22 protein-coding genes are annotated in these 24,311 nt (G+C 34.2%); 21 read left to right on the forward strand and 1 reads right to left on the reverse strand.

Annotation, left to right across the window (positions count from 1 at the left end):
* Positions 1-803: 803 nt before the first annotated feature.
* Complete coding sequence (locus ACQKMR_RS06485) at positions 804-1,583, reverse strand: M15 family metallopeptidase (RefSeq protein WP_427696547.1); 780 nt, start codon at positions 1,581-1,583, stop codon at positions 804-806.
* A gap of 841 nt (positions 1,584-2,424) precedes the next feature.
* Between ACQKMR_RS06485 and ACQKMR_RS06490 the strand changes: the two genes are divergently transcribed.
* From ACQKMR_RS06490 to ACQKMR_RS06590, 21 genes are all read left to right on the forward strand, one after another.
* Positions 2,425-3,258 (forward strand): diaminopimelate epimerase, encoded by an 834-nt coding sequence (locus ACQKMR_RS06490; RefSeq protein WP_427696548.1) that lies wholly within the window; start codon positions 2,425-2,427, stop codon positions 3,256-3,258.
* Between the two features lie 27 nt (positions 3,259-3,285).
* Positions 3,286-4,080: a class I SAM-dependent methyltransferase gene (locus ACQKMR_RS06495; protein WP_427696549.1), complete on the forward strand. Its 795-nt coding sequence runs from the start codon at positions 3,286-3,288 to the stop codon at positions 4,078-4,080.
* Positions 4,081-4,110: 30 nt separating this feature from the next.
* Positions 4,111-5,421: an opine metallophore biosynthesis dehydrogenase gene (locus ACQKMR_RS06500; RefSeq protein WP_427696550.1), complete on the forward strand. Its 1,311-nt coding sequence runs from the start codon at positions 4,111-4,113 to the stop codon at positions 5,419-5,421.
* 151 nt (positions 5,422-5,572) lie between these two features.
* Entirely contained in the window at positions 5,573-7,195 is a 1,623-nt protein-coding gene (cntA, locus tag ACQKMR_RS06505; RefSeq protein ID WP_427696551.1) for a staphylopine-dependent metal ABC transporter substrate-binding lipoprotein, read from the forward strand.
* 117 nt (positions 7,196-7,312) lie between these two features.
* Positions 7,313-8,245 (forward strand): nickel/cobalt ABC transporter permease, encoded by a 933-nt coding sequence (gene opp1B, locus ACQKMR_RS06510; protein WP_427696552.1) that lies wholly within the window; start codon positions 7,313-7,315, stop codon positions 8,243-8,245.
* The gene (gene cntC / locus ACQKMR_RS06515; protein ID WP_427696553.1) at positions 8,246-9,145 is read left to right on the forward strand and encodes a staphylopine uptake ABC transporter permease subunit CntC; all 900 of its coding nucleotides are present in this window, start codon (positions 8,246-8,248) and stop codon (positions 9,143-9,145) included.
* A complete protein-coding gene (gene cntD, locus ACQKMR_RS06520) occupies positions 9,142-9,948 on the forward strand; it encodes a staphylopine uptake ABC transporter ATP-binding protein CntD (protein ID WP_427696554.1) in 807 nt (268 codons plus the stop codon). Before cntC ends, cntD begins: the two co-directional genes overlap by 4 nt.
* Positions 9,949-9,950: 2 nt before the next feature.
* Entirely contained in the window at positions 9,951-10,697 is a 747-nt protein-coding gene (locus ACQKMR_RS06525; protein WP_427696555.1) for an ABC transporter ATP-binding protein, read from the forward strand.
* A gap of 30 nt (positions 10,698-10,727) precedes the next feature.
* Positions 10,728-11,906 carry a staphylopine family metallophore export MFS transporter CntE gene (gene cntE / locus ACQKMR_RS06530; RefSeq protein ID WP_427696556.1) on the forward strand — a complete coding sequence of 393 codons (1,179 nt, stop codon included), beginning with the start codon at positions 10,728-10,730 and terminating at the stop codon, positions 11,904-11,906.
* Positions 11,907-12,708: 802 nt separating this feature from the next.
* Positions 12,709-13,668 (forward strand): metal ABC transporter substrate-binding protein, encoded by a 960-nt coding sequence (locus ACQKMR_RS06535; protein WP_427696557.1) that lies wholly within the window; start codon positions 12,709-12,711, stop codon positions 13,666-13,668.
* A 76-nt stretch (positions 13,669-13,744) separates the two neighbouring features.
* Positions 13,745-14,452, forward strand: a complete 708-nt coding sequence (locus ACQKMR_RS06540) for a metal ABC transporter ATP-binding protein (RefSeq protein WP_427696558.1) — start codon at positions 13,745-13,747, stop codon at positions 14,450-14,452.
* Positions 14,398-15,219, forward strand: a complete 822-nt coding sequence (locus tag ACQKMR_RS06545) for a metal ABC transporter permease (protein ID WP_427696559.1) — start codon at positions 14,398-14,400, stop codon at positions 15,217-15,219. Before ACQKMR_RS06540 ends, ACQKMR_RS06545 begins: the two co-directional genes overlap by 55 nt.
* A 414-nt stretch (positions 15,220-15,633) precedes the next feature.
* Complete coding sequence (locus ACQKMR_RS06550; protein ID WP_427696560.1) at positions 15,634-16,059, forward strand: Fur family transcriptional regulator; 426 nt, start codon at positions 15,634-15,636, stop codon at positions 16,057-16,059.
* Between the two features lie 274 nt (positions 16,060-16,333).
* Positions 16,334-17,434 (forward strand): NAD(P)/FAD-dependent oxidoreductase, encoded by a 1,101-nt coding sequence (locus ACQKMR_RS06555; protein WP_427696561.1) that lies wholly within the window; start codon positions 16,334-16,336, stop codon positions 17,432-17,434.
* A gap of 9 nt (positions 17,435-17,443) precedes the next feature.
* Positions 17,444-19,063 carry a nucleoside recognition domain-containing protein gene (locus tag ACQKMR_RS06560; RefSeq protein ID WP_427696562.1) on the forward strand — a complete coding sequence of 540 codons (1,620 nt, stop codon included), beginning with the start codon at positions 17,444-17,446 and terminating at the stop codon, positions 19,061-19,063.
* Between the two features lie 299 nt (positions 19,064-19,362).
* On the forward strand, positions 19,363-20,574 hold the full coding sequence (locus tag ACQKMR_RS06565; protein WP_427696593.1) for a GTP-binding protein: 1,212 nt from the start codon (positions 19,363-19,365) through the stop codon (positions 20,572-20,574).
* Between the two features lie 40 nt (positions 20,575-20,614).
* Entirely contained in the window at positions 20,615-20,764 is a 150-nt protein-coding gene (gene rpmG, locus ACQKMR_RS06570) for a 50S ribosomal protein L33 (RefSeq protein ID WP_251428333.1), read from the forward strand.
* 80 nt (positions 20,765-20,844) lie between these two features.
* On the forward strand, positions 20,845-21,114 hold the full coding sequence (gene rpsN, locus ACQKMR_RS06575) for a 30S ribosomal protein S14 (RefSeq protein ID WP_283914847.1): 270 nt from the start codon (positions 20,845-20,847) through the stop codon (positions 21,112-21,114).
* A gap of 76 nt (positions 21,115-21,190) precedes the next feature.
* Entirely contained in the window at positions 21,191-21,547 is a 357-nt protein-coding gene (locus ACQKMR_RS06580; protein WP_367234935.1) for a hypothetical protein, read from the forward strand.
* A gap of 289 nt (positions 21,548-21,836) precedes the next feature.
* Positions 21,837-23,012, forward strand: a complete 1,176-nt coding sequence (locus ACQKMR_RS06585; RefSeq protein ID WP_427696563.1) for an FAD/NAD(P)-binding protein — start codon at positions 21,837-21,839, stop codon at positions 23,010-23,012.
* A 46-nt stretch (positions 23,013-23,058) separates the two neighbouring features.
* Positions 23,059-24,246 (forward strand): GTP-binding protein, encoded by a 1,188-nt coding sequence (locus ACQKMR_RS06590; protein WP_427696564.1) that lies wholly within the window; start codon positions 23,059-23,061, stop codon positions 24,244-24,246.
* Positions 24,247-24,311: the final 65 nt, after the last annotated feature.

Consider the following 24,311-nt stretch of genomic DNA (forward strand, 5'->3'; position numbering starts at 1 on the left):
AAGTATTTATAAGTTGAAGGACTATATTCCTTGAGGTATTTTTGTTCAAATAGGTGCGTTAGTTGAGATGCGGGGTTGCCATTTGGTGGCCTTTTTTTTTTGAATTTACTAATAAATGCGGAAGCGATAAATATGATAAGTACTTTTGTGGTAACAAACGATTAAAACTAATAACTGATATACCATTAAAACGATTAGATGATTCAGAAATTAAATGATTTTGGGTAGATTTCGATACATCTAATGATGAAGTAGCATGCTTTTAAAGACTCATTTTGATTTCCATCCACTTGCAATTGAAGACTGCTTACATTTCCTACAGCGTCCAAAACTTGATTATTATGATGGTTAAAATTTTTTTGTTCTGCACACTTTAAACCAATACTCCCTTGCACCTGAAGATTAGATATATTTGTCGGACACAATTTTATTGTAACTTTCCATGAATCACCTTCAAGTGAAATAGGAATGGTTCGAAAAAGAGTAATGGAGGATAAAAATACAATTAATTTTTTATTCAGTAATGGATGAAATTGTATTTGAGTATTCCCAAGTATTTATAAAAGTGAAGATGAATTGAATGAAATAGAAACGAAAAAAACAAATCAAGATTTAATTGAAAATTATGTTAAATATCCTTATGCAAAAAAACTATTGGTTCTGTGATGCCTTTAAGTATCTCATAATAACAGTTTGCTCGAAGGCATAGCAGAAGGGATTAACCTTGGTAATCAGTATATAAAAGTTAAGCCAACGACATCTAAAATATGATACATCGCATTTTAGATGTCGTTGGCTTAATATTACTTAGAAACGGGCTGAACATTATAGTATTCTTCGAGTGTCACCCCTAGAGCTTGAATGTCTTTTGCTATCTCTATACCTACATAACGAATATGCCAAGCCTCATATTTATAGCCTGTAATTTCTTGCTTACCTTCTGGGTAACGAATGATAAATCCAAACTCACTTGCATTTTTAGCTAACCAATCAGCCTCTTTAGTTTGACCAAAACATTCTTCAGCAGCACAAGTGCCATTAATGCCACTTACATCAATAGCCAAGCCTGTTTGGTGTTCACTGGTTCCTGGATATGCACTATAAGTTTTAGCCTTTTCAAGTCCATCCCTTTCTACATAATTATTAAAAATAGCTTCTTGCGTTTCCTGTGAACGAAATGCAGATACGCCTGCTAATTTAATATCGTCTTCTTCAGCCTTAAGAAATAATTTTTCCAAGGCTTGCCCGGCCTCTTTGCGCATCATTCGTTTTTCGATTTTTTCCTTGAAAATAAACGGTACATTTGGATAAAAAAGGTCGTCAGGTCTGTATTTATCTGGAAGTGGATTTAACTTATTTACTAATACAGGAATGCTTTCAGGGTTTGCGGAGACTTTAATAGCCTCTTGTTGAACCGTGTTAATATTAGGTTCATTTTCCTTTGAGTTAGAAGCTGAATTTTTCGTACCTACACTTTGATCGTGTATATTATCTTCTTCTTTAGAGCTATCCTTAACTGTGCAGCCTAAAGTACATAATAAAATACATGTTAGTAAAGCTATGGTGTAAATGGATCTTAACATAGTGCGGCCCCCAGGTTCAATTTGTTACTAATCCTGCTTAATATTTTATATAAAAATTAAACAATCGATATGTTAGGGAGGGAGAAAACAAAAATGAAGTGTCCTATCATTTAGTCTCTTATATCCATCACATTTCGATTAATCATTCAATATGATAATAGATCTTATTAAAAAAGAAAATAGTCGATAGATTCCCATAATTTAAACATGAAATCGTATATCATGTATTTGTCTTTATAAATCGTAATTGTTACTATTTATAATTTGATAAAACTCACAATATCAAATAAGAAGATAAAAATCAATATCTTTAAAGTACATTCCTACTAATTTCTGTAATGCCCATTCATCTTTTCCTTCTGTTAGAAATCCCCATATATTGACGACCATAAGGTGCTGTGTAATGAAATCCCAGTTTTGCGCAGCGGAAAGGCCATAATTTTCTATTCAACCCTTATGATAAACTCCTGGATTGGCTCATTTTGTTACTTTTGTTCAGATTTGCAAATAGGATTTTATATTACCAACAGTATCTAAGAATACCCCGACTAACTCCTTATCTGCCACCTGGTTTCCCATTTCTTTTAAATCATCGTGCTGCACCGATATGTAATGGTGAATATAATCCTAAGGGATAAACATGGAAAGAGAAAAAAATGAAAATTATGACATTGTTCAAGCGGCAACAGTGTAAAAAAACAGACCCAATATTTGTTGACACTTTCCAACATTATGCTATAATTCATTTTGTAATTGATAATCGTAATCATTACTATTTGTGGTGATTAATACTTTATGAAGAAAGGAAAACCAAAAAATATAAGTGTAGAGGGTAGTTGAGATGATCCAGGAAATAGATTTTATAAAATTTAATCCAACACAAAATATGACAATTCTTGTTAAAACTAATTATCTAGTTGAACAGTATAAGTACATTGCTTCGAAAATCATGTCATACGACAGCGTGCATGCAGAACAAGTTGGATTCATAGAAAAGCCGATAAATAATAAAGCTGCCGCAAAGTTACAAATGGCTGGAGGTGAGTTTTGTGGTAATGCTTGTATGGCACTGGCAGCTTTTATAGCATCTGAAAAAGGTCTAAAGCATAATGATTTGGCGGAGATAATATTAGAAGCTTCAGGCACAGATAAATTAATAACATGTCAAATGAAAAGAAATTTAGAAGAATATCACTGTCTGGTTACTATGCCTATTCCTAAAAAGATAGAACAGAGAACAATAAAGTATGATGGCAACGATTTGAATATGATTATAGTGAGATACCATGAATTTATACACATTGTGATAGAAGTGGAGGAATTTAGTAAAACAGTAAGGGAAAAAGCGCAATCTTTAGCAAAGTTGCTTGGCGTAACTTTAGGTGCTAACTTGATCGGCGTTTTATTGTATAAATCGAAATCTGAGGAAATGGCTCCACTCATTTATGTCCCACATTTAGATAGTTTGATTTGGGAAAGGGGGTGTGGTTCTGGTACAGCCTCCTTAGGAGCCTATTTAGCTTGGAAGAATAAAGGGGAGATTGTTACAAATATAAGGCAACCCGGTGGCGATATTAAAGTATTTGCTACTTGTCATGGAGAAGAATTAACAAGCCTTTTGATTGAAGGGTCGGTCCAAATAGTAGCACAAGGCAAAGCTTTTATAGATGGTTAGTAATAACATTGTACTGGGGGAAAATTAATGAATGCATTAATAACTTTTCAAGAATATTTAAGTGAGTTTTCACAAAAATTTGATGGTTTAACAGGAAGTTATGATCATACAATCAATAATTGTTCAGAGTTAGAGAGTTTAATAGATGACTATTCAAAATTCATAACAAACGAGAGGAATAAAGAAGCTTGGAAACAACTAGAACTACAAGAATCTAGTGATTTGAATCAACTTGTGATGAACCTAAGAAGAAAATCGGCACTTTGTGTAGCTATTATGGAGAAATTTCGTGCAATCAAGCTACTGGATGGAAATAGTGAAAAGGCAGACTATTTTAAAAATATAGAATCATGTATTGAAAAAGAATTTGGCAGTTTTCAAATTACTTCGGAGTCAAAAGTATTGTTAGTAGGATCAGGTTCATTTCCAATGACGCCATTATTAATCGCTAAGCGAACAGGAGCAGAGGTTGTTGGCATAGATATTGATGATGAAGCTATTCAACTTGGACGAAACGTAGTAGAGAAATTAGGAAATGGATTAAATATTAGACTAGAAAAAATATTAGTGGAAAATCTTGATTTTACGAAAAACGTGACTCATATCATTTTTAGTTCAACTGTTGAAAATAAATATTACATATTGGATCAATTACATACATTAACGAATGAAAATGTAGTTGTTGCTATGAGATATGGTAATCAATTGAAGTCCTTATTTAATTTTCCATCAAGAGAGGTTGATAGGCAAAAGTGGAATATGGTTGAAGAAATATTGCGTCCAGATCATGTGTTTGATATCGCATTGTATAAAAAAGCATAGCTTACTAATTTGTAAGAAAAGGAGGCCTTTATGAATGATTTTAAGCGAGTCCTACTATTAGGCACTGGCCCTACATCTATCCAACTGGCTATGAATCTAAAAAACCAGATGAATTGCTACGTAGGAATTGTTGGGAGGGAATCTGTTCGTTCAGAAAATTTTTTTGAGGCACTTAAGGAAAGTAATCATTTAGTTCGTGTAAGCGTTCAAAATGAAAAGCATCGAACTATGCAAGGTGAATGCTTCATTGATCAAGTTTTTAGGGATTATAGAAGAATTAAGGGTGAATGGGATACTATTATTCTTGCTGTAACAACGGATGCTTATATAGAAGTACTAAAACAAATTAATAATGAGATCTTAAAACCAGTAAGGTGTATTGTTTTAATTTCTCCGACTTTCGGTTCCAATAGCTTAATAAATAATTATATGAACCAGCTTAATTCAGATGCGGAAATTATCAGTTTTTCTACATATTATGGTGATACACGATGGATGCACGATAAACCTTCTAATAATGTATTAACAACGGCAGTCAAGAAAAAAATTCATATAGGCTCTACACATTATCCATCTAAAAATGTCGAGGGACTATGTAAGTTATATGAACAATTAGGGATTACTCTTGAAACTATGGAATCTCCAATAGAAGCAGAAACGAGAAATATTTCTTTATATGTTCACCCACCGTTGTTTATGAATGATTTCACACTATGTGCCATATTTGGAGACTTAGAAAGCAAGAAATATGTTTATAAACTTTATCCTGAGGGGCCCATTACACAATATTTAATTAGGGATATGCTGGCTCAATGGAAAGAAATCATGAATATCTTAGGGAAATTAAATATAAAAAATTTAAATCTACTTAAATTTATGACAGATGATAATTATCCCGTGAGATTGGAAAGTTTATCACGTCATGATATAGAGAATTTTAATCATTTAGGAGCTATCCATCAAGAATATTTATTATATATACGCTATACCGCACTGTTGATCGATCCTTTTTCAGAACCAGATGAGGATGGGAAATATTTTGATTTTTCTGCTGTTCCAATTAGAAAAATGTTCGTCAATAGGGAAGGATATTTGGATATCCCTAGGATGCCTAAAGAAGACTATTATCGTATAAAAATAATACAAGGAATTGCAAAATATTTAAGTTTAAATTGCCCAACAATAGATAAATTCATTAAAACATATGAGAATAAAATTGAAAAAGTGGCTCAATCCCATGAAGGTGAATTGCTATCTAATGCATTTGTTGTTCAAAGCTTTGATGAAGATTTGAATATGATATGCAGTGAAATAGGAAAAAGTATAAGCGCAAAGAAGTAGGAATAGTACTTGTCTTAAGTTAATAGAGTAATATACTGTACAAATAGTAATCATTTCGATTTATAAAAGGGGATTTTTTCAATTTAGATCATATTTGACCAGTAAAAGGTGAATTAATTCAAATTAGTAAGGCTAAAGGGAGAGAAATATATTGTTAGTTAAAAAATTTAAGTTAGCATCTCTAATATTTTTGGTTTTATCTATTCTAGTTGCCTGCTCTGCAGAAAAATCTAATAGTAAGAAAAAGGAAGGTGCTGATTCAACGAATAGCTCAAAAGAGTTAGTTTATGCATCCTCCAAAGATATTAATGATATAAACCCGCATCTGTATACAGGTTCAATGCCAGCTCAAGGGATGGTCTATGAATCATTGGTTGAAAATACAGAAGATGGGATTAAACCTTTGCTTGCTGAATCCTGGAAAATTTCAGAAGATGGAAAAGTATACACTTTTCATTTAAGAAAAGATGTGAAATTCCATGATGGAGAACCATTTAACGCAGAGGCAGTAAAGAAAAATATTGAGGCTGTGCAAAACAACGCAGAAAAGCATGCTTGGATTAAATTATCTACAAAAATAGAAAGTGTAAATATAGTAGATGCTTATACAGTTGAACTTGTGCTATCAGAAGCATACTACCCAACTTTGGTTGAATTGTCTATGACCAGACCTTACGTATTTTTATCACCCAGAGATTTTAAAAACGGGGGGACTAAAGATGGCGTAAATGGATTTAATGGTACAGGACCATATATTCTCACTAAACATAAAACTGATGAGTACGCCACTTTTAAAGCGAATGAAAACTACTGGGGTGGCTCACCTGAAATTAAGAAGATTACTTCTAAAGTTCTTCCAGCAGGGGAAACGACATTTTTAGCTTTACAAAAAGGAGAAGTAAACTTTGTTTTTACTGATGACCGCGGTGCAGACAGTCTTGATGTAGAAGCAATGAATCAATTAGTTGATTCAGGTGATTATCAGTTGGTTAGAAGTGAACCAATGAATACGAAAATGATTGTAGCAAATAGCAGTAAATCTGATAATCCAGTAAGTGAAACAGCTGTTCGTGAAGCCATTTGGCACTCGATTGATAGAGAAACCATTAGTAAGGATATTTTAAATGGTACGGAAACAGTAGCCAATACATTATTCTCACCTAACGTCAATTATGCAGATGTTGATTTGAAGAAAAGAGGCTATGATTTAGAAGAAGCGAAAGAGATTTTAGAAGAATCAGGATGGGCAGCAAAAGATGGTTCTGATGTTAGAACAAAAGACAGCAAAAAATTAGCAATGAAACTTTATTATGATAGCAATTCTTCCTCCCAAAAAACCCAGGCTGAGTTTATCCAAGCTTCAGTAAAAGAGATCGGTATTCAGCTAGAAATTATCGGTGAAGAGTCAACTTCAATTGCTAATAGAAGATCGACGGGTGACTATGATCTATTATTCAATCAAACATGGGGACTTGCGTATGATCCACAAAGTACAATCTCTGCTTTTACTTCTGAGGCATCTTATTTACATACTACAAGCGGTATTGCAAACTCAGATGAACTCTACAAGAAGATTGATGAAGTAATGGTGTCACCTGATGAGAAAACACGAAAATCGTTATATGCGGATATTTTGACGATTGTACATGATGAAGCAGTCTTTATTCCCATTTCAAATGGCAGTGTCACTGTAGTTGCCCCAAAAAATTTAAAAGGCATATCATTTAAGCAAACGCAATTTGAGTTACCATTTGAACTGATGAACTTTGAATAGAAATATAAATAAAAAGGGGAAGATTCCCCTTTTTATTTATGTGAAGAGTAACCTTTTAAGTATTATATTGCAGAAGTAAGTGTGGTTTTTAAAATTTCTATTAAAAGGAGATTTTCTATGGGAAGTTACATCATTAAGAGACTATTCATATCAATCCCTTTACTTTTGGTCATTTCATTTTTAACGTTTATTTTAATTAATCTTTCTCCCTTAGATCCAGTTGAAGTGGTATTGCAAGCGCAAGGTGTTCCAACAATAACAGATGAATTAATTGCTCAAACGAAAGTTGAGTTGGGGATGGATAAACCATTTATTATACGATACTTCGATTGGGTTATTGCTTGCTTACAGTTGGACTTTGGGATTTCCTACGTGACAGGAAAACCGGTTTGGTCGTTAATTGGTCCAGCTTTTCTAAATACGTTCAAGCTAACGTTGGTTTCATCTGTTGTCATTATTGTTCTATCGATACTTTTAGGTGTGATCTGTGCAATGAAAGAAGGAAAAATAATGGATAAGTCAGTAAGAGGATTTTCATTTTTCCTAACGGCAATGCCGTCATACTGGTTGGCGGCTCTTATGATTTGGTGTTTTTCCGTTAAAATGGATTTATTACCAACAAGCGGAATGGAGTCGTATAAAAGTTATATTCTGCCGGTTATTGTCATTGCGATAAGCTATGCAGGCATTTATTTTAGGGTCGTTAGAAGTTCGATGTTGAGTAATTTAAATGAAGACTATGTACTGTATGGAAGGGCTTGTGGCTTAACAGAGAGGAAAGTCACCATGCACATCTTAAGAAATTCATTGCAAGTGGCCATTTCGATATTTTGCATGGCTATACCTATTATATTGGGAAGTACAGTAGTTATAGAAAATGTATTTGCTTGGCCAGGATTAGGAAGTTTAAGTGTTCGAGCTATTCTAGGCAGGGATTTCCCGATTATCCAAGCGTATGTTCTTATATTAGCAGTGGCCTTTGTATTATTTAATACCATTTCCGACATTATAAACGCTGCGATGAATCCTAAATTAAGGAATGATATCTAAATGAGAATATTTAAAAATTTAATAAAAGATAAGTTAGGTACAATTTCTCTCATAGTTATCGTTGTAACAATCGTTGTTGGTGTATTCGCCCCTATATTTGCTCCACATGACCCTGAAGAAGTAAATATGAGCCTTCGATATGCCTCTTCATCGTGGGAATACCTATTAGGTAATGATCACCTAGGAAGATGTATATTATCCAGAATCATTTATGGCATTCGTCCTAGTGTTTTATGGGTGTTAGTTGCATTATTCATATCTGTTTTGATTGGGTCTGTTTTAGGATTTCTAGCGGGCTACTTTAGAGGAAAAGTAGATGCCTCTATTATGAGAATTTGTGACACGATGCTATCTTTTCCAGGATATGTTATGGCATTAGCTGTTGTTGGAATTTTAGGTGTGGGTCTTGAAAATATATTGATTGCGTTTATCTTAATTAAATGGGCATGGTTTGCTCGAATAATCAGAACGTCTGCTATGCAGTATGCTGAACTAGAATATGTGAAATTTGCCAAAGCATCTGGTATAAGTGACATAAAAATTATTTATAAGCACATTGTTCCTGTTACATTTTCTGATATCGCAGTTATTTCGAGCAGCTCACTTGGTTCGATGATTTTGCAAATATCAGGGTTTTCATTCCTAGGGTTAGGAATTCAAGCCCCAAATGCTGAATGGGGAATGATGTTAAGTGAGGCAAGGGAAGTAATGTTTACAAGACCAGAATTAATGTTAGCTCCTGGTCTAGCCATTATTATGGTAGTATCGGCATTTAATTTTTTCTCTGATGCACTTCAAGTTTCCTTAGACCCTAAATTAATTACCTCTAAAAATAAGCTTCAAGAAGATTTAACAATCTCTAAAATTAAGCTTCAAAAGAGGTGGCAAAATAATCTATGAATATATTAGAAGTTAAAAATCTGAGAATATGGGATAGTAACACCGGTAAAGTGATTATCTATAATAGTTCATTCCATTTAAAGCAAGGAAGCTGTCTGGCAATTGTAGGAGAAAGCGGAAGCGGTAAGTCTATGACTTGTAGGTCAATAATGCGATTAAATAAATCCTGGCTTCACCAATCAGGAGACATTTTATTTAAAGGCGAAAACTTAAACGATCTTTCCGAAAAAGAGATGAGAAAGAAAAGGGGAAGAAACCTTTGCATGATTCTACAAAATGGGATGAGTGCATTTGACCCTTCCTGTGTAATTGGTGTTCATTTAAAGGAAACGCTTGTTGAACATTTCGGTTGGAGTAATAAAGAAATGGAAGAAAAAATGAAAAATGCTATGGAAAGTGTCATGCTGAAAAATCCGATAGAGATTATGAATAAGTATCCACACCAGCTATCGGGTGGAATGTTGCAGCGAATAATGATTGCGTTAGCATTAGTATTAGAACCTGACATTATTATTGCTGATGAACCAACAACAGCTTTAGATACTATTTCACAATTTGAAGTCGTTGAACAATTTATAAAACTACGGGAAAGAATGGGCTGCTCGATGATCTTTGTTTCTCATGACTTGGGAGTTGTAAGGGCAATTGCTGATGAAGTTCTGGTCATGAAGGATGGAGATATTATTGAAAGAGAAAAATCAAAAACTATATTTTCAGAACCGGAACATGAATATACCAAATATTTAGTATCTACTAGACTAGCATTGAGTAATCATTTTAAGAAAATAATGGGGAGAGCTTAAAATTGCTGAAAGTTGATAGTGTGGAGAAGTCTTATAAAAGTGGTGGACTCTTTTCAAATAAAAGACAAAAGATTTTGAACAATATTAGTTTTGAATGTGGGAGTGGCGAATGTCTCGGTATTATCGGAGAAAGTGGAAGCGGAAAATCCACATTAGGTCGTTTACTAATAGGAATTGAAAAGCCTGATCGTGGAACAGTTTTATTTCAGGGTGAAAATGTAGGGGATAGAAAAGTGAGATCGGGTAACATTAGCGCTGTTTTTCAAGACTATAAATCTTCCATTAACCCATTTTTTACAGTTGAGGAAGCCATTATGGAGCCATTAAAAAATAAGAGCAAGGTCAAAAAAGAAATTCAAAACAGGATTGATAATCTATTAAATCAAGTTGGGTTAAATCCGTCCTATAGAAAAAGATATCCTCATGAATTATCAGGGGGAGAGGTACAAAGGGTATGTATTGCAAGGGCCATTTCCACAGAACCAAAATGTATTTTATTAGATGAAGCAATCAGTTCTTTAGATGTATCTGTTCAAATACAAGTGCTTGAATTACTTAAGGAATTAAAAAACCTCTATAATATGAGCTATGTATTTATTACTCATGATATTCAGGCCGCCGCCTATATTTGCGACAGGGTCATTATTTTTAGAAATGGTCAAATTGAAGAAGTAATTAAAATCGAACATTTAAAAAACGTTCAGTCAGATTATGCTAGAAAATTATTGGACAAATTAATAACTTTTTAGATTATTTTCGAACTAGGAGGAGAAAAAATTGTGAGTGGAGCTATGTCTTGGCCGTTTCTGCGTTTATATCTGTTGGTTCTTCTTTATTTTAGTGCCAATGCCATTCTAAATGTTATTATCCCCTTACAAGGGGAATCATTAGGAGCCAGCAATACAACTATCGGCTTGATTATAGGGGCGTATTTGTTTACAACCATGTTCTTTCGTCCGTGGGCAGGTCAAATCATTCAAAAGCATGGACCGATAAAAGTGTTGCGCATTATTCTTATAGTCAATGGTTTTGCTTTAATATTATATACGATTACTGGGTTAGGCGGCTATCTAGTTGCCCGTATGTTACAAGGGGTGTCGACAGCTTTTTTTTCCATGGCATTGCAGATAGGCATTATTGATGCACTACCAGAGAAGGATCGCTCTCAGGGCATCTCACTTTATTCTTTATTCTCTTATATACCAGGTATTATTGGACCCATACTGGCATTAGGAATTTGGCAAGGAGGTATGGATTATTTTACAGTAGTGATGATAGCAATTGCCATCACTACAGGGGTGTTTGGCTATAGTGCCAAAATGGAAAAAGGAAAGGATCAACCTGTTTCAGTTAATAATGAGCAGGGAGTAAGTATGTTTAAGGCATTTAGTCAGTTGGTACAAAATCCGTTTTTGTTTAAATGCAGCGTATTGATGCTAGTTACCTCCATTGTATTTGGAGCGATTACAACCTTTATACCACTGTACGCTATGCAATTAAAAAACGGCAATGCTGGAATTTATCTCATGCTTCAGGCTGGTACCGTTGTCTTTGCTCGTTTTGCTTTAAGGAAAAGGATTCCTTCTGACGGTAAGTGGCATTCATCTTTTATCATGGGGGCTATGCTTCTTTTAGCAATAGCGGCGCAATGTGTAAGCGTTTCTATAACGGGTGGGGCGTTCTTTTTATATGCAGGTGCGATTTTAATGGGGATAGCTCAGGCAATTATCTATCCAACGTTAACAACGTATTTAACCTTTGTATTGCCTAAGGTAAATCGAAATGTGTTACTTGGTTTATTTATTGCTATGGCTGATTTAGGTGTTTCGCTAGGTGGTGTCATTATGGGTCCGATAGCTGATTTTTCCTCATACTCATTTATGTATATGATTTGTGCTATCCTAGGTGTGACGATGATCATTTTTGCATATGATCGACGAAAAATATTTGTTGGGTAAATATAAAGGAGTCTTTCAAAAGTTTCATATATGACTATTGGAAGGGTTTGTTGAATTTAATATTTTACTCTTATAGAGGATAATCTTTTTATAGGATTCTTTTTCTTTTTAATGGCTAATTAATTATGTATGAGATACGCTTAAATTAAGAAAGAATGTAAGTTGGCATATTGTGAATTAAAATCAAAATGATCAATCTTTTTTATAAAAAATAACTCATCTATAGAAAAAGCTCGTTTTGATCAAACTCTAATCAAAACGAGTATTTTTGTTTGCAGCTAAATCAGCGTTTACGGAAATTTTTAAAACAAACTTTATTCCAAACCAACACCCATACTATAACCAATCAATTGCCTGATAAGCTTCGTGAGAAGTTTTCTAAAGGAATGCTTTTGAATCTCTTATACTTCAATAGGAATGAACTTATCTGTAAAAGGCATGAAAGGATTCCTTAGACAGCCAGTCATTATTAAACCTTGAAACCTGGGCATTGGTTATCCTTTTGCGATTATGATTGTTGAATACACTTTTTTTAAAAAATTCACAACTTAATCATAAGAAAAGAATCCGTTTTGATTATTTTTTTTCAAAATGGATTCTTAGTATTGGCTATCAAGGGATGTATTTGTTTTTTGTTAAGGTTAGTAGCATGTATCTGAATTAAAAAGATAGAAAAAGAATTCAATTACCAGTACTGGCGGAATGTGTGTTCAAATCGTAATTATTCCAATTTACAAATCGTAATAATTACGATATACTACAAATGCTAAAAAAGAGTGAATATATATCGGAGGGTAATTTCATGAAAAAGTTTAACAGAATGGTAGCTCCTGTATTTGCAATCCCACTTATGCTTGTCGGATGTCAACAAGGGGATGGTAATGAGAGGACGGAAAATCAAATAAAGAAGGATACTGATAAGATTCAAATAGTCACTACTTTTTATCCAATGTATGAGTTTACAAAAAATATTGTTGGCGATCTTGCTGAGGTAGAATTATTAATTCCTTCTTCCATAGAGCCTCATGATTGGGAACCTTCACCAAAGGATGTAGGTAATGTACAAAATGCAGACTTATTCGTCTATGACAGTGAGTATATGGAGACATGGGTACCAGATATCGAAGAGAGTTTAGGTTCTAAAAAGTCTACTTTTGTTAAAGCGAGCGAAGGAATCACTTTAATGGAAGGTGAAGAGCATGAACATGCAGAGGAAGAAGAGCAAGCACATAGTCATGAAAAGGATCCACACGTTTGGTTAAGCCCTGCACTTGCACAAAAAGAAGTTGAGAATATTAAGGATGCATTAATAAAGGTTGATCCAAATCATAAGGAAGAGTTTGAAAAAAATAGTGTGGCTTATATAGAAGAACTAAAGGATCTAGATAAAGAATTTAGATCTACACTTGCAGATGTTCCAAGTAAAGAAATTATTACTCAACATGCAGCTTTTGGATACTTAGCGAATGAATATGGTCTTAAACAAGTAGCAATTGCCGGCTTGTCTACTGAAAACGAACCAAGTCCTGCTAAGCTTGCAGAATTGAAGAAATTTGCATTAGCCCATAATATAAAAACTATTTTCTTTGAAGAAGTAGCATCCCCAAAAGTAGCAAAAACTCTAGCAGATGAAATAGGGGCTGAAACTCAAGTACTTAATACCTTGGAAGGATTAAGTGAAGAAAATCAGAAAAAAGGCGCTGATTATATCCAAGTAATGCAAGATAATTTAGATAAACTAAAGGGTGCATTAAGTAAATAGTTTATGAAATAAAAGCGTGATAAATGACATAGTTACGCTTTTTATTTTTTTGTAAAACTGGAAAGGAGTGACATGATTGAATCTTGTAGAAGTAAAAGCAATTAAATTTGGGTATGGCCATACTCCAGCACTAGACGATATTTCCTTTCAAATAAATAGTAGTGAATTCATTGGGGTTACAGGACCTAACGGTGCCTCTAAGTCGACTCTGCTGCGATTGTTGCTAGGCTTATTAAAGCCTTGGAGCGGAGAGATAAAAATAAGTAAAATTAATGAAAAAGGACTACCGTTAAAAATTGGATATGTACCTCAACAAATAGCTTCATTTAATGTTGGTTTTCCAAGTACTGTTATAGAGTTGGTCCGTTCCGGGAGATTTCATAAAGGAAAATGGTTTGCTAGATTGACTGCTCTTGACGAGAAGGTTGTTCAAAATGCTTTGGAAATGGTTGGGATGTGGGAATTTAGGAACCATAAAATCGGAGCATTATCTGGTGGTCAAAAACAAAAAATCTGTATAGCACGTGCTTTAGCAGCTGAACCAGACTTTCTTGTACTTGATGAACCAACAACCGGGATGGATTTTGAAAGTAGAAAAAATTTTTATGAATTTATGAGCCATCGAGTTAAGGAGCACAACTGTACGGTCTTGATGGTAACCCATGATCAAGAAGATGTAAAACCTTTTCTTGATAAAATCATTCATCTTGAGAAGGGAGAACGAGATACATGGAAATGTTTGACCTTGAATTCATGCGAAGGGCATTTTGGGCAGGAGGATTAATTGCCATCATTGCCCCAATATTGGGAGTCTTTCTCGTATTAAGGAGACAAGCGTTAATGGCTGATACCCTCTCACACATTTCCCTAGCTGGAGTAGCTGTCGGTTATTTCATTCATACTGATTTAACGCTTTCAAGCTTTCTTGTTGTTATTATTGGTGCCGTCGCAGTAGAGTATATGCGCAGAGCTTACCATTCTTATTCTGAGGTTTCCATTGCCATATTAATGGCTGCTGGTTTATCTCTTGCCCTCTTTTTAATGAGTATTAGTGCTGGTGGCATGACAACTAATGTGGAGCAATATTTATTTGGTTCCATTGTAACTATCAGTGATCGGCAAGTATATACCATGCTGATTATAACCCTAATAGTTCTCCTGTATTTTTGGATATTAAAAAGGCCGCTATTTTTGTTAACATTTGATGAAGATACTGCATTTGCTAGTGGGATTAATACACATATTCTGTCACTCTCATTCAGTATTTTAACTGGACTAGTAATAGCGGTCATTATCCCTACAATTGGTGTACTGTTAGTATCAGCCCTGCTGGTCTTACCCGCTGCCTTTTCAATAAGGATAGCAAAAGGTTTCAAATGGGTAATTATAACCGCGATAATTACTGCTTTTTTCGGCATCATCACCGGTTTAAGTACATCTTATTATTTGGGAACTCCTCCAGGAGCAACTATTACGTTGCTTCTTGTGGTCATCTTATTACTGGGATTTGTTTTTCAAAAGATTTACTTTTTAAAAAGAAAAGGTCATTGATATGTACTAAAATGTTTTTTTGTTAACTTAGGGAAACCGTAAATCTTTCTGAGAGAAGAAGTGCCAATAATCATCTTACAGTGATAAAATGCGCTCCTTCTCTATAGAAAAATAAATAATTTTATTTATTCACATTCCAATATTTTAAATCATTTCAATATCTATTGTATTTGTCAGCAGTATCGTGTACATCGAAATTAACTATTTTTTACGTACTAATTAAAGAGTTTATGAAAAAAATAAAGAAATATACTTCTTTGATTTTCTAATGAAAATATGATTTAATTTAAATCGAAATGATTACGATTTTAAGCGAATATAAAAATTAAAGATTATTTAAGACATATGTTTGGGGAGGATTATTTAACTTTAATTTCTTAAAAAGAGATTATTCAATAAGGAAAGGAGTTTATAATGATGAACTTACAATATGAAATAAATTCTGTTTTAACTAGAACGGGTTATAAGATGACGAATAAAAGAAAACTATTAATTAAATTGATAAGTAACAGAAACAGTGAATTTATTTCTGCCAGAATTCTTCATAAAGAGGCTAAATTAAAAATCCCTGGTATCAGTTTAGATACGGTTTACAGAACATTGTTTTTGTTGGAAAAAAAAGGATTTATAGAGAAGAAAGGTATGTGGGAAAGAGAATGTAAATATCAATTAGTGTCTGAAAATACGAGGAGTATGATAAAATGCTTGAATTGTGGGAAAAGTGAATCTCTGGATAAAGATTACTGTCCTATAGATTTCTCAAAGGTTTCCTTTAATAATCGATTTAAATTACAAAGGTTTGAGTTTTATGGGTACTGTTACGATTGTTTAGAGAAATAGGTAGTAAATCACGTTACATCAAGGGTATTGAATTATAGATATACAATAGTTAATTAAAAATAGTGTCCTAATCACTCACATAACATAAACAAGTTCAACTTCGAACTGTAATAGTAGGTTATGTCTAGAGATTGTCTCTAAACTTTATATTATAAATCGTAATTGTTTCGATTTATGTTGTGAAAAAGAACAAGGAAAAATGGAAAATAGGATTCATAATAAACGAGATTCATTTAGCAGTAGTAATAAGCTTTTTATAAAAGGAGGAATATACATGATTACGATTATAGGAGGAGGCCCAGCAGGGATTGGTATGGGTGTTCTATTAAAGCAGAATGGAATAGATGATTTTATTATTTTAGAGAGGGATCAAGTTGGTTCAACATTCTTTCAATGGCCTGAAGAAACAAGGTTTATCACACCATCTTTTACTGCTCATGGTTTTAGTTATTTAGATTTAAACGCGATTTTACCTGATACGTCACCTGCATATACTTTTGGAAAAGAACACTTATCAGGGGAGGAATATGGCGAATATTTATGTATGATTGCTGAACACTACAAGTTGCCAGTTAGTGAAAATACACAAGTACATAAAGTAGAAAAAAGGGAAGAAAAGTATTGGGTACAAATAAGCGAGAAGGGTGATGGTTTTTTCTCAGATTCAGTTATTATTGCTTGTGGCGAATTCCAATTTCCAAAACGTCCTTTTAAATATGGTATACATTACGGCGATGTTACCTCATGGAAAGAAATTGAAGGGGATAGAATCATTATTGGTGGTGGTGAGAGCGCAGCGGATGCGGCCTATCACTTAAATAAAGAAGGGAGAAAAGTGGATGTATATTACTCTGCGAAACAGTGGTTTGATATTGAGGTAGATCCTAGTAGGACCTTATCACCATTTACAAGAGAAAGGCTTGAATCAACAAATGCGCTTAATGGAATCTTTGAACATCCAATGAGTAGAGCAATCTCCGTCGAAAAGGACGATGAAAAAGACATGTTTCTCATTCAATTCGAGAATGGAGATGTTGTAGAAACTAAATGGGAACCAATTATCTGTACTGGTTTTGGGAGCGGTGCGAAGCAATTCAAGGAGTTATTTGAATGGAACGAAGAAGGACTACCAATCTTAACTGAAAAGGATGAGTCCACGCAAGCCCCTTCAGTATATTTGATTGGACCGAATGTAAGACAAAGTAATACAATTTTTTGTTTTATTTATAAATTCCGCCAAAGGTTTGCCATTATTGCTGAGGATATCTTTTTCCATCATAATCTTCCTCGCAATCAAGAGGTTTTTGAAATGTATAAGAAGTCTGCCATGTACCTTGATGACTTATCTTGTTGTGAGAAAGGGTGCGCCTGTTAGGAGATTAATATGAAAATTGTATTATTGGGTTTAGAATCATCAGGAAAAACTACGCTACTCAAAGGATTATTACCAAAAAAATTCCCTACTCAGGGATCTAATGTTAAAGGATCTACCTCTACAATACTAGAAGTGAATGAAAATCAGACCCGGTATATGGATACACCTGGAATCCGTATAGGAAGTGAATTAGTCTCAAGTCAATATACAAGAAAAATGATAAAATCTGCAGATCAATATTGGTTTATAGTTAGAGGCACCCACTTTAAAGAGGAGATTGAAGTCTTAACAGAAGTTTTCCCTTTTGAAGATAAGCCGATTGCTGTCATAGTTAGCTTTGAAGATAAAATGGATCAAGAATCACTAAATGAATTAAATGATTTTAAAGAAAAAAACAAATTCCCTTTATTTATAATGGACACACGAAGAGTTGATTCAAGAGTTGGGGATAAAATACGTGAGTTAGCAAGATCAGTTACTTTTGCAGAAAGTGTGGCAATTAATAATTTACGTATAAAAAAAATAAAGGACTTAAAATCACTGTTCCAAGTGCGAATCTTAGGGCCATATGTGGCTCTTATAACTTTACTAGTTATCTATTCACTCCCAATCTTTTTAGCCTACCAGTTTTCAAAAAGAGTAGAGGGCATTGTAGAATCAACTATTGTTAATTCTCTTATTAGATGGAGTGGAGGGGCTCCTGAAACCTTAAAAACTGTTCTCTTTGGAGATTTTGGACTACTATCATTGGGAATCTACTCCTTCATTTGGGCTTTTCCGGTAGTGATTTTATTCGGGTTAGCTATTGCGATTACAGAAGAAAGTGGATTAAAGGATCAAATTACAGATGCACTTGATCCACTTATGAGAAAAGTTGGTTTAACCGGACAAGATCTTGTTCCTATCATTAACGGTTTTGGATGCAATGTTGTTGCAATACAATCTAGTCGAAGTTGCAACATTTGTACTAGGAAGAACTGCATATCAGTTATTTCCTTTGGCTCTGCCTGTAGCTATCAGCTAGGAGCGTCTCTATCTGTCTTTGGTGCTTCAGGACATATCTTTCTTATTATCCCGTATATATTCATCTTGATATTAATATCACTTATTCACGGGAAAATTTGGAATAAAAAAACATTGGTTCCAATGTTTAAAAAAAGAGAGACTTTCTTGCAATGGCCTTCCGGACAAACTTTATCCTATAGACTAAAGCCTGTTTTAAGTCAATTTCTTGTCCAAGCTATGCCAATTTTTTTAATTATTTGCCTGGTTGCTTCATTATTTGATTTTCTGGGATGGATGGAAATTTTAAAGGAGTTTATCGCACCCTTATTGGTTGTTATTGGCTTATCTACTGATATAGCCCCTGCATTTGTTGCAAGTTTATTCCGTAAGGACGGAATATTATTATTGAATGAAGGTTCCGGAATTATGGCAGAACAAATAGCAGTAGGAGAACTATTTATTGCGGTTTTCCTCTGTAGTACATTTACTGCCTGTTTAGTAACCTTAGTAAAAATAATGAAAGAACTTTCTTTTAAAGAGGCATTCTTATTAGCTGGAAAACAGATGATAACAAGTATTTTAAGCGTTATTTTGTTTTCCATTCTTTTATCGTTGTATAATTAAGTTTCTCACTTACTATCATAAATAGGGAACCAATGATGTAGTTAGTACAATGGCAAAAACTTTGGTCAGAAAAATGCGAAATTAAGTAGAATTAATAAGGATTTAGAACACTAAAGAAAGAGATGCAAAAATTTATTTATAAAAAAAACTTGTAAATAGTAATCGTTCCGATTTATAATAGTGTAGCTATTAACCATAGCGGGAGAGAAAAAGCAAACCTTAATAATAAAGTATAGCTGTGTATTATTACATATTAAATCGTAATAGTTTCGATTTGTATGCGTGATTATATTCAATTAATGATTAGGGTGCTTTTTGAAAGGAGTGAAAATGTGGGTTCGAAAAGAATTCCAGTTACAGTACTAAGTGGTTATCTTGGTTCAGGAAAGACCACACTGCTAAATCACATTTTAACTAATCGGGATAATCTTAAAGTAGCTGTTATTGTCAATGATATGAGTGAAGTAAATATTGATGCTACCTTGGTGAAAAAAGGGGGATTTTCTAAAACTAACGAGAAACTGGTAGAAATGCAAAATGGCTGTATATGCTGTACGCTTAGAGAAGATTTACTGATTGAAGTGGAAAAGCTTGCACAGCTAGGAGATATTGATTATATCGTTATAGAATCAAGTGGAATAAGTGAACCAATACCAGTAGCTCAGACCTTCACCTATGTTGATGAAAATTTGGGAATAGATTTGTCTAGATTATGTAAGCTGGATACTATGGTCACAGTTTTAGATGCTAATCGTTTTTGGCATGATTACGCATCCGGAGAAACTCTATTGGATCGTAAGCAGGCAGTTGATGAAAATGATGAGAGGGAAATAGCCGATTTATTAATTGATCAAATTGAATTTGCTAATGTGATTGTACTGAACAAAGTCGATTTAGTATCGTCAACAAATGTTCAAGAACTAAAATCAGTTTTACAAAAATTCAATCCAGAGGCCCGTATTATTGAGAGTGAATATTCACGTGTACCACTTACTCAAGTTCTAAACACAGGACTTTTTGATTTTGAGACTTCCAGTCAGGGGGCAGGGTGGCTTAAAGAATTAAATGAAGAGCATGTTCCAGAAACAGAAGAGTATGGTATAGCATCATTTGTATATCGCCGCAATAAGCCATTCCACCCAGAAAGGCTAATGAATTGGATACATAATTGGCCAGTAGAGGTGGTACGCTCTAAAGGATTTCTTTGGTTAGCTACACGAAACGACATTTCCGGACTTCTCTCGCAAGCTGGACCTTCTCTAACTATTCAGGCAGCAGGAAATTGGATAGTGAGTTATCCCGAAGAAGAGCGAATGCAAATTTTAAAAGATGAACCAGAACTCTTGGATAATTGGGACGAAACATTTGGTGACCGAATAATCGAATTGGTTATGATTGGAATTAATATGAATCAAAAAGAAATTGAAGAAACTTTGGACGAATGCTTACTTACGGAAGCAGAAATGAATCAAGATTGGTCGGAATTTAAAGACCCACTACCTTCTTTTTAACAAATATGAGTAAATTTAAAACAATGTAGGAGGAAAAAAGATGAGAATTAATATTACGTTAGCATGTACGGAAACTGGAGATCGCAATTATATTACTACAAAGAATAAACGAAATAACCCGGATAGAATTGAACTAATGAAATATTGTCCACGATTAAAAAAACGTACGTTACACAGAGAAACCAAATAAAGCATTAAGAGAATAAATTAAATAAACAAAAGCATTTATAATAAAACGTAATCATTTCGATTTGAAAAAGGAGAATTATTATGGCGAAAAAATCAAAAGTTGTTAAAGAACAAAAAAGGCAGGAGATGGTGATGAAATATGCAGCCATTCGTGCAGAGTTAAAAGAAAAAGGTGATTTTGAAGCACTAGGAAAACTTCCTAGAGATTCTTCACCTACACGGCTTAAGAACAGATGTGAAGTAACTGGAAGGCCAAGGGGATATCTAAGAAAGTTCAAAATGTCTAGGATTGCTTTTAGAGAGTATGCTCACAAAGGTCAAATACCGGGTGTGAAAAAAGCTAGTTGGTAAAATATTCAATCCACCAACTACCAGATGTTAAAATCTGGTAGTTGGTGTTTTTATGGAAATATTAAGGGGTGAATATATGGAGCGGATTAATCCTATCTTAATGGAATTTTTACTTCGAAGTGTTATCAAGAAATTACCTGATATACACAGAGAAGTTTACCAGTATATTGAGAGTATGGAATATCAATTAGAGGAAGTTTCTGTGGATGAAAAACAATTTCTTCAGTTAATGATTGAGAAATCTCCATTTAAAGCTGCAGCAGACCACTTCTCTCTCCATATCTCTACAATAAAGGAAATAATGGATGAGGCACAAATGGAAATAGATAAATCTATAGATGAACGGTGTAATCGAATTAAATGGATTGATTATACCGATAAATTTAAGCAATCCGATAAAACTACCCAGCGAGCATTTATCTTCTTATCTTAACCTTAAAGCCATCTGTGCAAAAGATAACTGAACCATTCTAATTTAAGTATTGAGTTATTTTCCAATGATACTTCATTAATTTCCTTTTGAGATAAGGGAAAAAGACTAATCTGGTGACTAGTTCAATAGCATTATGTATGGCCCCATTTACCCTCACAATTAAGATTCGATGCATGCTATAAACTAGGTATATTGATGAGAAATAACAAATGGAGAGAATTTTCATACAAGGATTGCGTCTTTCTTACAGTAAGTAATTATGATATTGATTATACATAAGGAGGTAGTTATGTTTAAGTGGATTATTATTGGAGGCGGCATACAGGGAACCACATTAGCCACATTTTTATTAAAGACTGGCAAGGTAACCATTAATGAGTTAGCTATTATTGATAAAAATGCTAGGCCTTTGGAAAAGTGGAAAAAACGAGCTGATATCATATCTATGCCGTACCTACGGTCACCGGTTGTACACCACATCGATGTTAAACCAGATAGTTTAAAAAGCTACGTGAAAAGAAACAAAAATGATTGGCCTACAGCTCTGTACGGATATTATAAACGTCCTTCACTTGATGCTTTCAATGAACACTGTAATCTGCTTATGGAAGAAGTAGCAATAAAAAAAGCCTGGATACAAGGAGAAGCATTAACCCTTGAAAAGACAGATGATCGTTGGTCTGTTTCCTTAACTAATGGGCAGAAGGTATATGGAAAAAATCTTGTCTTAGCTTTGGGGATAGGTGATCAACTTATGTGGCCTGAATGGGCAAGAGATTTGAAGAAAAGAAACCCAGATAAGGTATTACATATTTTCGATGATAAAGCATTGGATTTCACCTCAATTATTGTACCTATTGCTATCATAGGTGGTGGTATTACAGCAGCACATCTAGCTGTAAAAATGTCAAACCATTTTCCTGCTGAAGTTACAATAATAAAAAGGCACCCCTTTCGAATCCATACCTTTGATAGTGACCCAGCGTGGCTTGGACCAAAGAATCAGATGGGTTATCGAAAAATAACGGACTACCGAATGCGAAGAGAACAAATCAAAAACGCCAGACATAGAGGGTCACTTCCGCAAGATTTATATGCAACCTTAAAAAATAGAATAAGAAAAGGAACAATCCATGTATCCGATCATGAAGTGATGGCGATAAAAGCAGAAGATAAATGGGTGCACTTATCCGACGATAAAAATAATAAAATCGGAACCTTTGGAATGGTAATATTAGCTACTGGTTTTGAATCTTCTTTACCTGGTAAATCTCTAATACAACCTATTATAGAAAAATATCATTTAAGGTGTGCAGAATGCGGTTATCCTATTGTTTCAAAAAATTTACAATGGGGAGAAAACTTATATGTGACAGGTGCATTAGCAGAACTTGAAATGGGTCCTATAGCACGTAATATTTCTGGTGCACGTCAAGCTGCAAGTTTAATCGTAAATTCTTTATAATATAAATGGTAATGATTACTATTTATTAGATGGTGAGGGAAATAAAATGAAAAAAATTCCGGTGACCGTATTAAGTGGTTATCTAGGGGCTGGAAAGACAACTTTACTGAATCATATTTTAAAAAATAGCCTAGGATTAAAAGTAGCAGTGATAGTAAATGACATGAGTGAAATAAATATTGATAGCGAACTGGTCAAACAAGGTGGCCATGTTTCACGGGTAGAAGAGAGGCTTGTTGAATTGTCCAACGGCTGCATTTGCTGTACATTACGTGAAGACTTGCTTCAAGAGGTAGAAAAGTTGGCTAGAGCAGGAGATATTGACTATATTCTCATAGAATCAACGGGGATTAGCGAGCCTATTCCCGTGGCACAAACATTTTCATATATAGATGAGAATATGGGTATCGATTTAACTGAATATTGCCGATTGGATACTATGGTTACGGTTGTAGATGCGAATCGATTCTGGCATGATTTTCATTCAGGGGATTCCTTACTGGATAGAAAGGAAGCAGTAGGTGAGAGTGATGATAGAAATATTGCTGATTTATTGATAGATCAAATTGAATTTTGCGATGTACTCATTCTTAATAAATGTGATTTGATAGAGGATGAAAACTTAAATCAATTAGAGAATGTATTACGTAAATTACAACCTGATGCTAAGCTGATCCGTACAGAAAATAGCCAGGTAGATACAAAACACATTTTGGATACAAGACTGTTTGATTTTGATAAAGCAAGCGCCTCAGCAGGTTGGCTTCAAGAATTAAATGAAGGGCATGCTGCACATACACCCGAGACCGAAGAATATGGAATATCATCGTTTGTTTATGCAAGAAGATTGCCTTTTAATTCAGAGAAATTTTCAAATTGGATACATTCAATGCCTAAAGAAATCGTACGAGCTAAAGGGATTGCATGGTGTGCGACCAGAAATAATGTAGCTTTGCTATTTTCACAAGCAGGGCCATCAGTGACACTTGAGCCATTGTCTTATTGGGTTGCATCTCTATCGGAACTACAACAAGAGGAGATATTTAAAAATGAACCACAAATCCTTAAGGAATGGGATATTGAGTATGGAGATCGTCATACTAAGCTAGTCTTCATTGGGATGGATATCAACACAAGTAAACTCACAAAAGAATTGGATGCGTGCTTGTTAACGGTAAGTGAGTTAGAAAGCAACTGGGCAGGGCTTCCAGACCCATTTACTTGGAATGTATAAGATAAATCTTTTTATGAATAGGTAAGATTATATGATAAGTATTCAATTTTGCGGAAATAAGTTTA

The organism is Peribacillus sp. NPDC096540 (assembly GCF_050278525.1).
Taxonomy (GTDB): Bacteria; Bacillota; Bacilli; order Bacillales; family DSM-1321; genus Peribacillus.

Bases quoted from the DNA above. Each gene is read 5' to 3' on its own strand.
- ACQKMR_RS06485 (WP_427696547.1), bottom strand. From the start codon at position 1,583: ATGTTAAGATCCATTTACACCATAGCTTTACTAACATGTATTTTATTA.
- ACQKMR_RS06490 (WP_427696548.1), top strand. From the start codon at position 2,425: ATGATCCAGGAAATAGATTTTATAAAATTTAATCCAACACAAAATATG.
- ACQKMR_RS06495 (WP_427696549.1), top strand. From the start codon at position 3,286: ATGAATGCATTAATAACTTTTCAAGAATATTTAAGTGAGTTTTCACAA.
- ACQKMR_RS06500 (WP_427696550.1), top strand. From the start codon at position 4,111: ATGAATGATTTTAAGCGAGTCCTACTATTAGGCACTGGCCCTACATCT.
- opp1B (WP_427696552.1), top strand. From the start codon at position 7,313: ATGGGAAGTTACATCATTAAGAGACTATTCATATCAATCCCTTTACTT.
- cntC (WP_427696553.1), top strand. From the start codon at position 8,246: ATGAGAATATTTAAAAATTTAATAAAAGATAAGTTAGGTACAATTTCT.
- cntD (WP_427696554.1), top strand. From the start codon at position 9,142: ATGAATATATTAGAAGTTAAAAATCTGAGAATATGGGATAGTAACACC.
- ACQKMR_RS06535 (WP_427696557.1), top strand. From the start codon at position 12,709: ATGAAAAAGTTTAACAGAATGGTAGCTCCTGTATTTGCAATCCCACTT.
- ACQKMR_RS06545 (WP_427696559.1), top strand. From the start codon at position 14,398: ATGGAAATGTTTGACCTTGAATTCATGCGAAGGGCATTTTGGGCAGGA.
- ACQKMR_RS06550 (WP_427696560.1), top strand. From the start codon at position 15,634: ATGATGAACTTACAATATGAAATAAATTCTGTTTTAACTAGAACGGGT.
- ACQKMR_RS06555 (WP_427696561.1), top strand. From the start codon at position 16,334: ATGATTACGATTATAGGAGGAGGCCCAGCAGGGATTGGTATGGGTGTT.
- ACQKMR_RS06560 (WP_427696562.1), top strand. From the start codon at position 17,444: ATGAAAATTGTATTATTGGGTTTAGAATCATCAGGAAAAACTACGCTA.
- ACQKMR_RS06565 (WP_427696593.1), top strand. From the start codon at position 19,363: ATGATTAGGGTGCTTTTTGAAAGGAGTGAAAATGTGGGTTCGAAAAGA.
- rpmG (WP_251428333.1), top strand. From the start codon at position 20,615: ATGAGAATTAATATTACGTTAGCATGTACGGAAACTGGAGATCGCAAT.
- rpsN (WP_283914847.1), top strand. From the start codon at position 20,845: ATGGCGAAAAAATCAAAAGTTGTTAAAGAACAAAAAAGGCAGGAGATG.
- ACQKMR_RS06580 (WP_367234935.1), top strand. From the start codon at position 21,191: ATGGAGCGGATTAATCCTATCTTAATGGAATTTTTACTTCGAAGTGTT.
- ACQKMR_RS06585 (WP_427696563.1), top strand. From the start codon at position 21,837: ATGTTTAAGTGGATTATTATTGGAGGCGGCATACAGGGAACCACATTA.
- ACQKMR_RS06590 (WP_427696564.1), top strand. From the start codon at position 23,059: ATGAAAAAAATTCCGGTGACCGTATTAAGTGGTTATCTAGGGGCTGGA.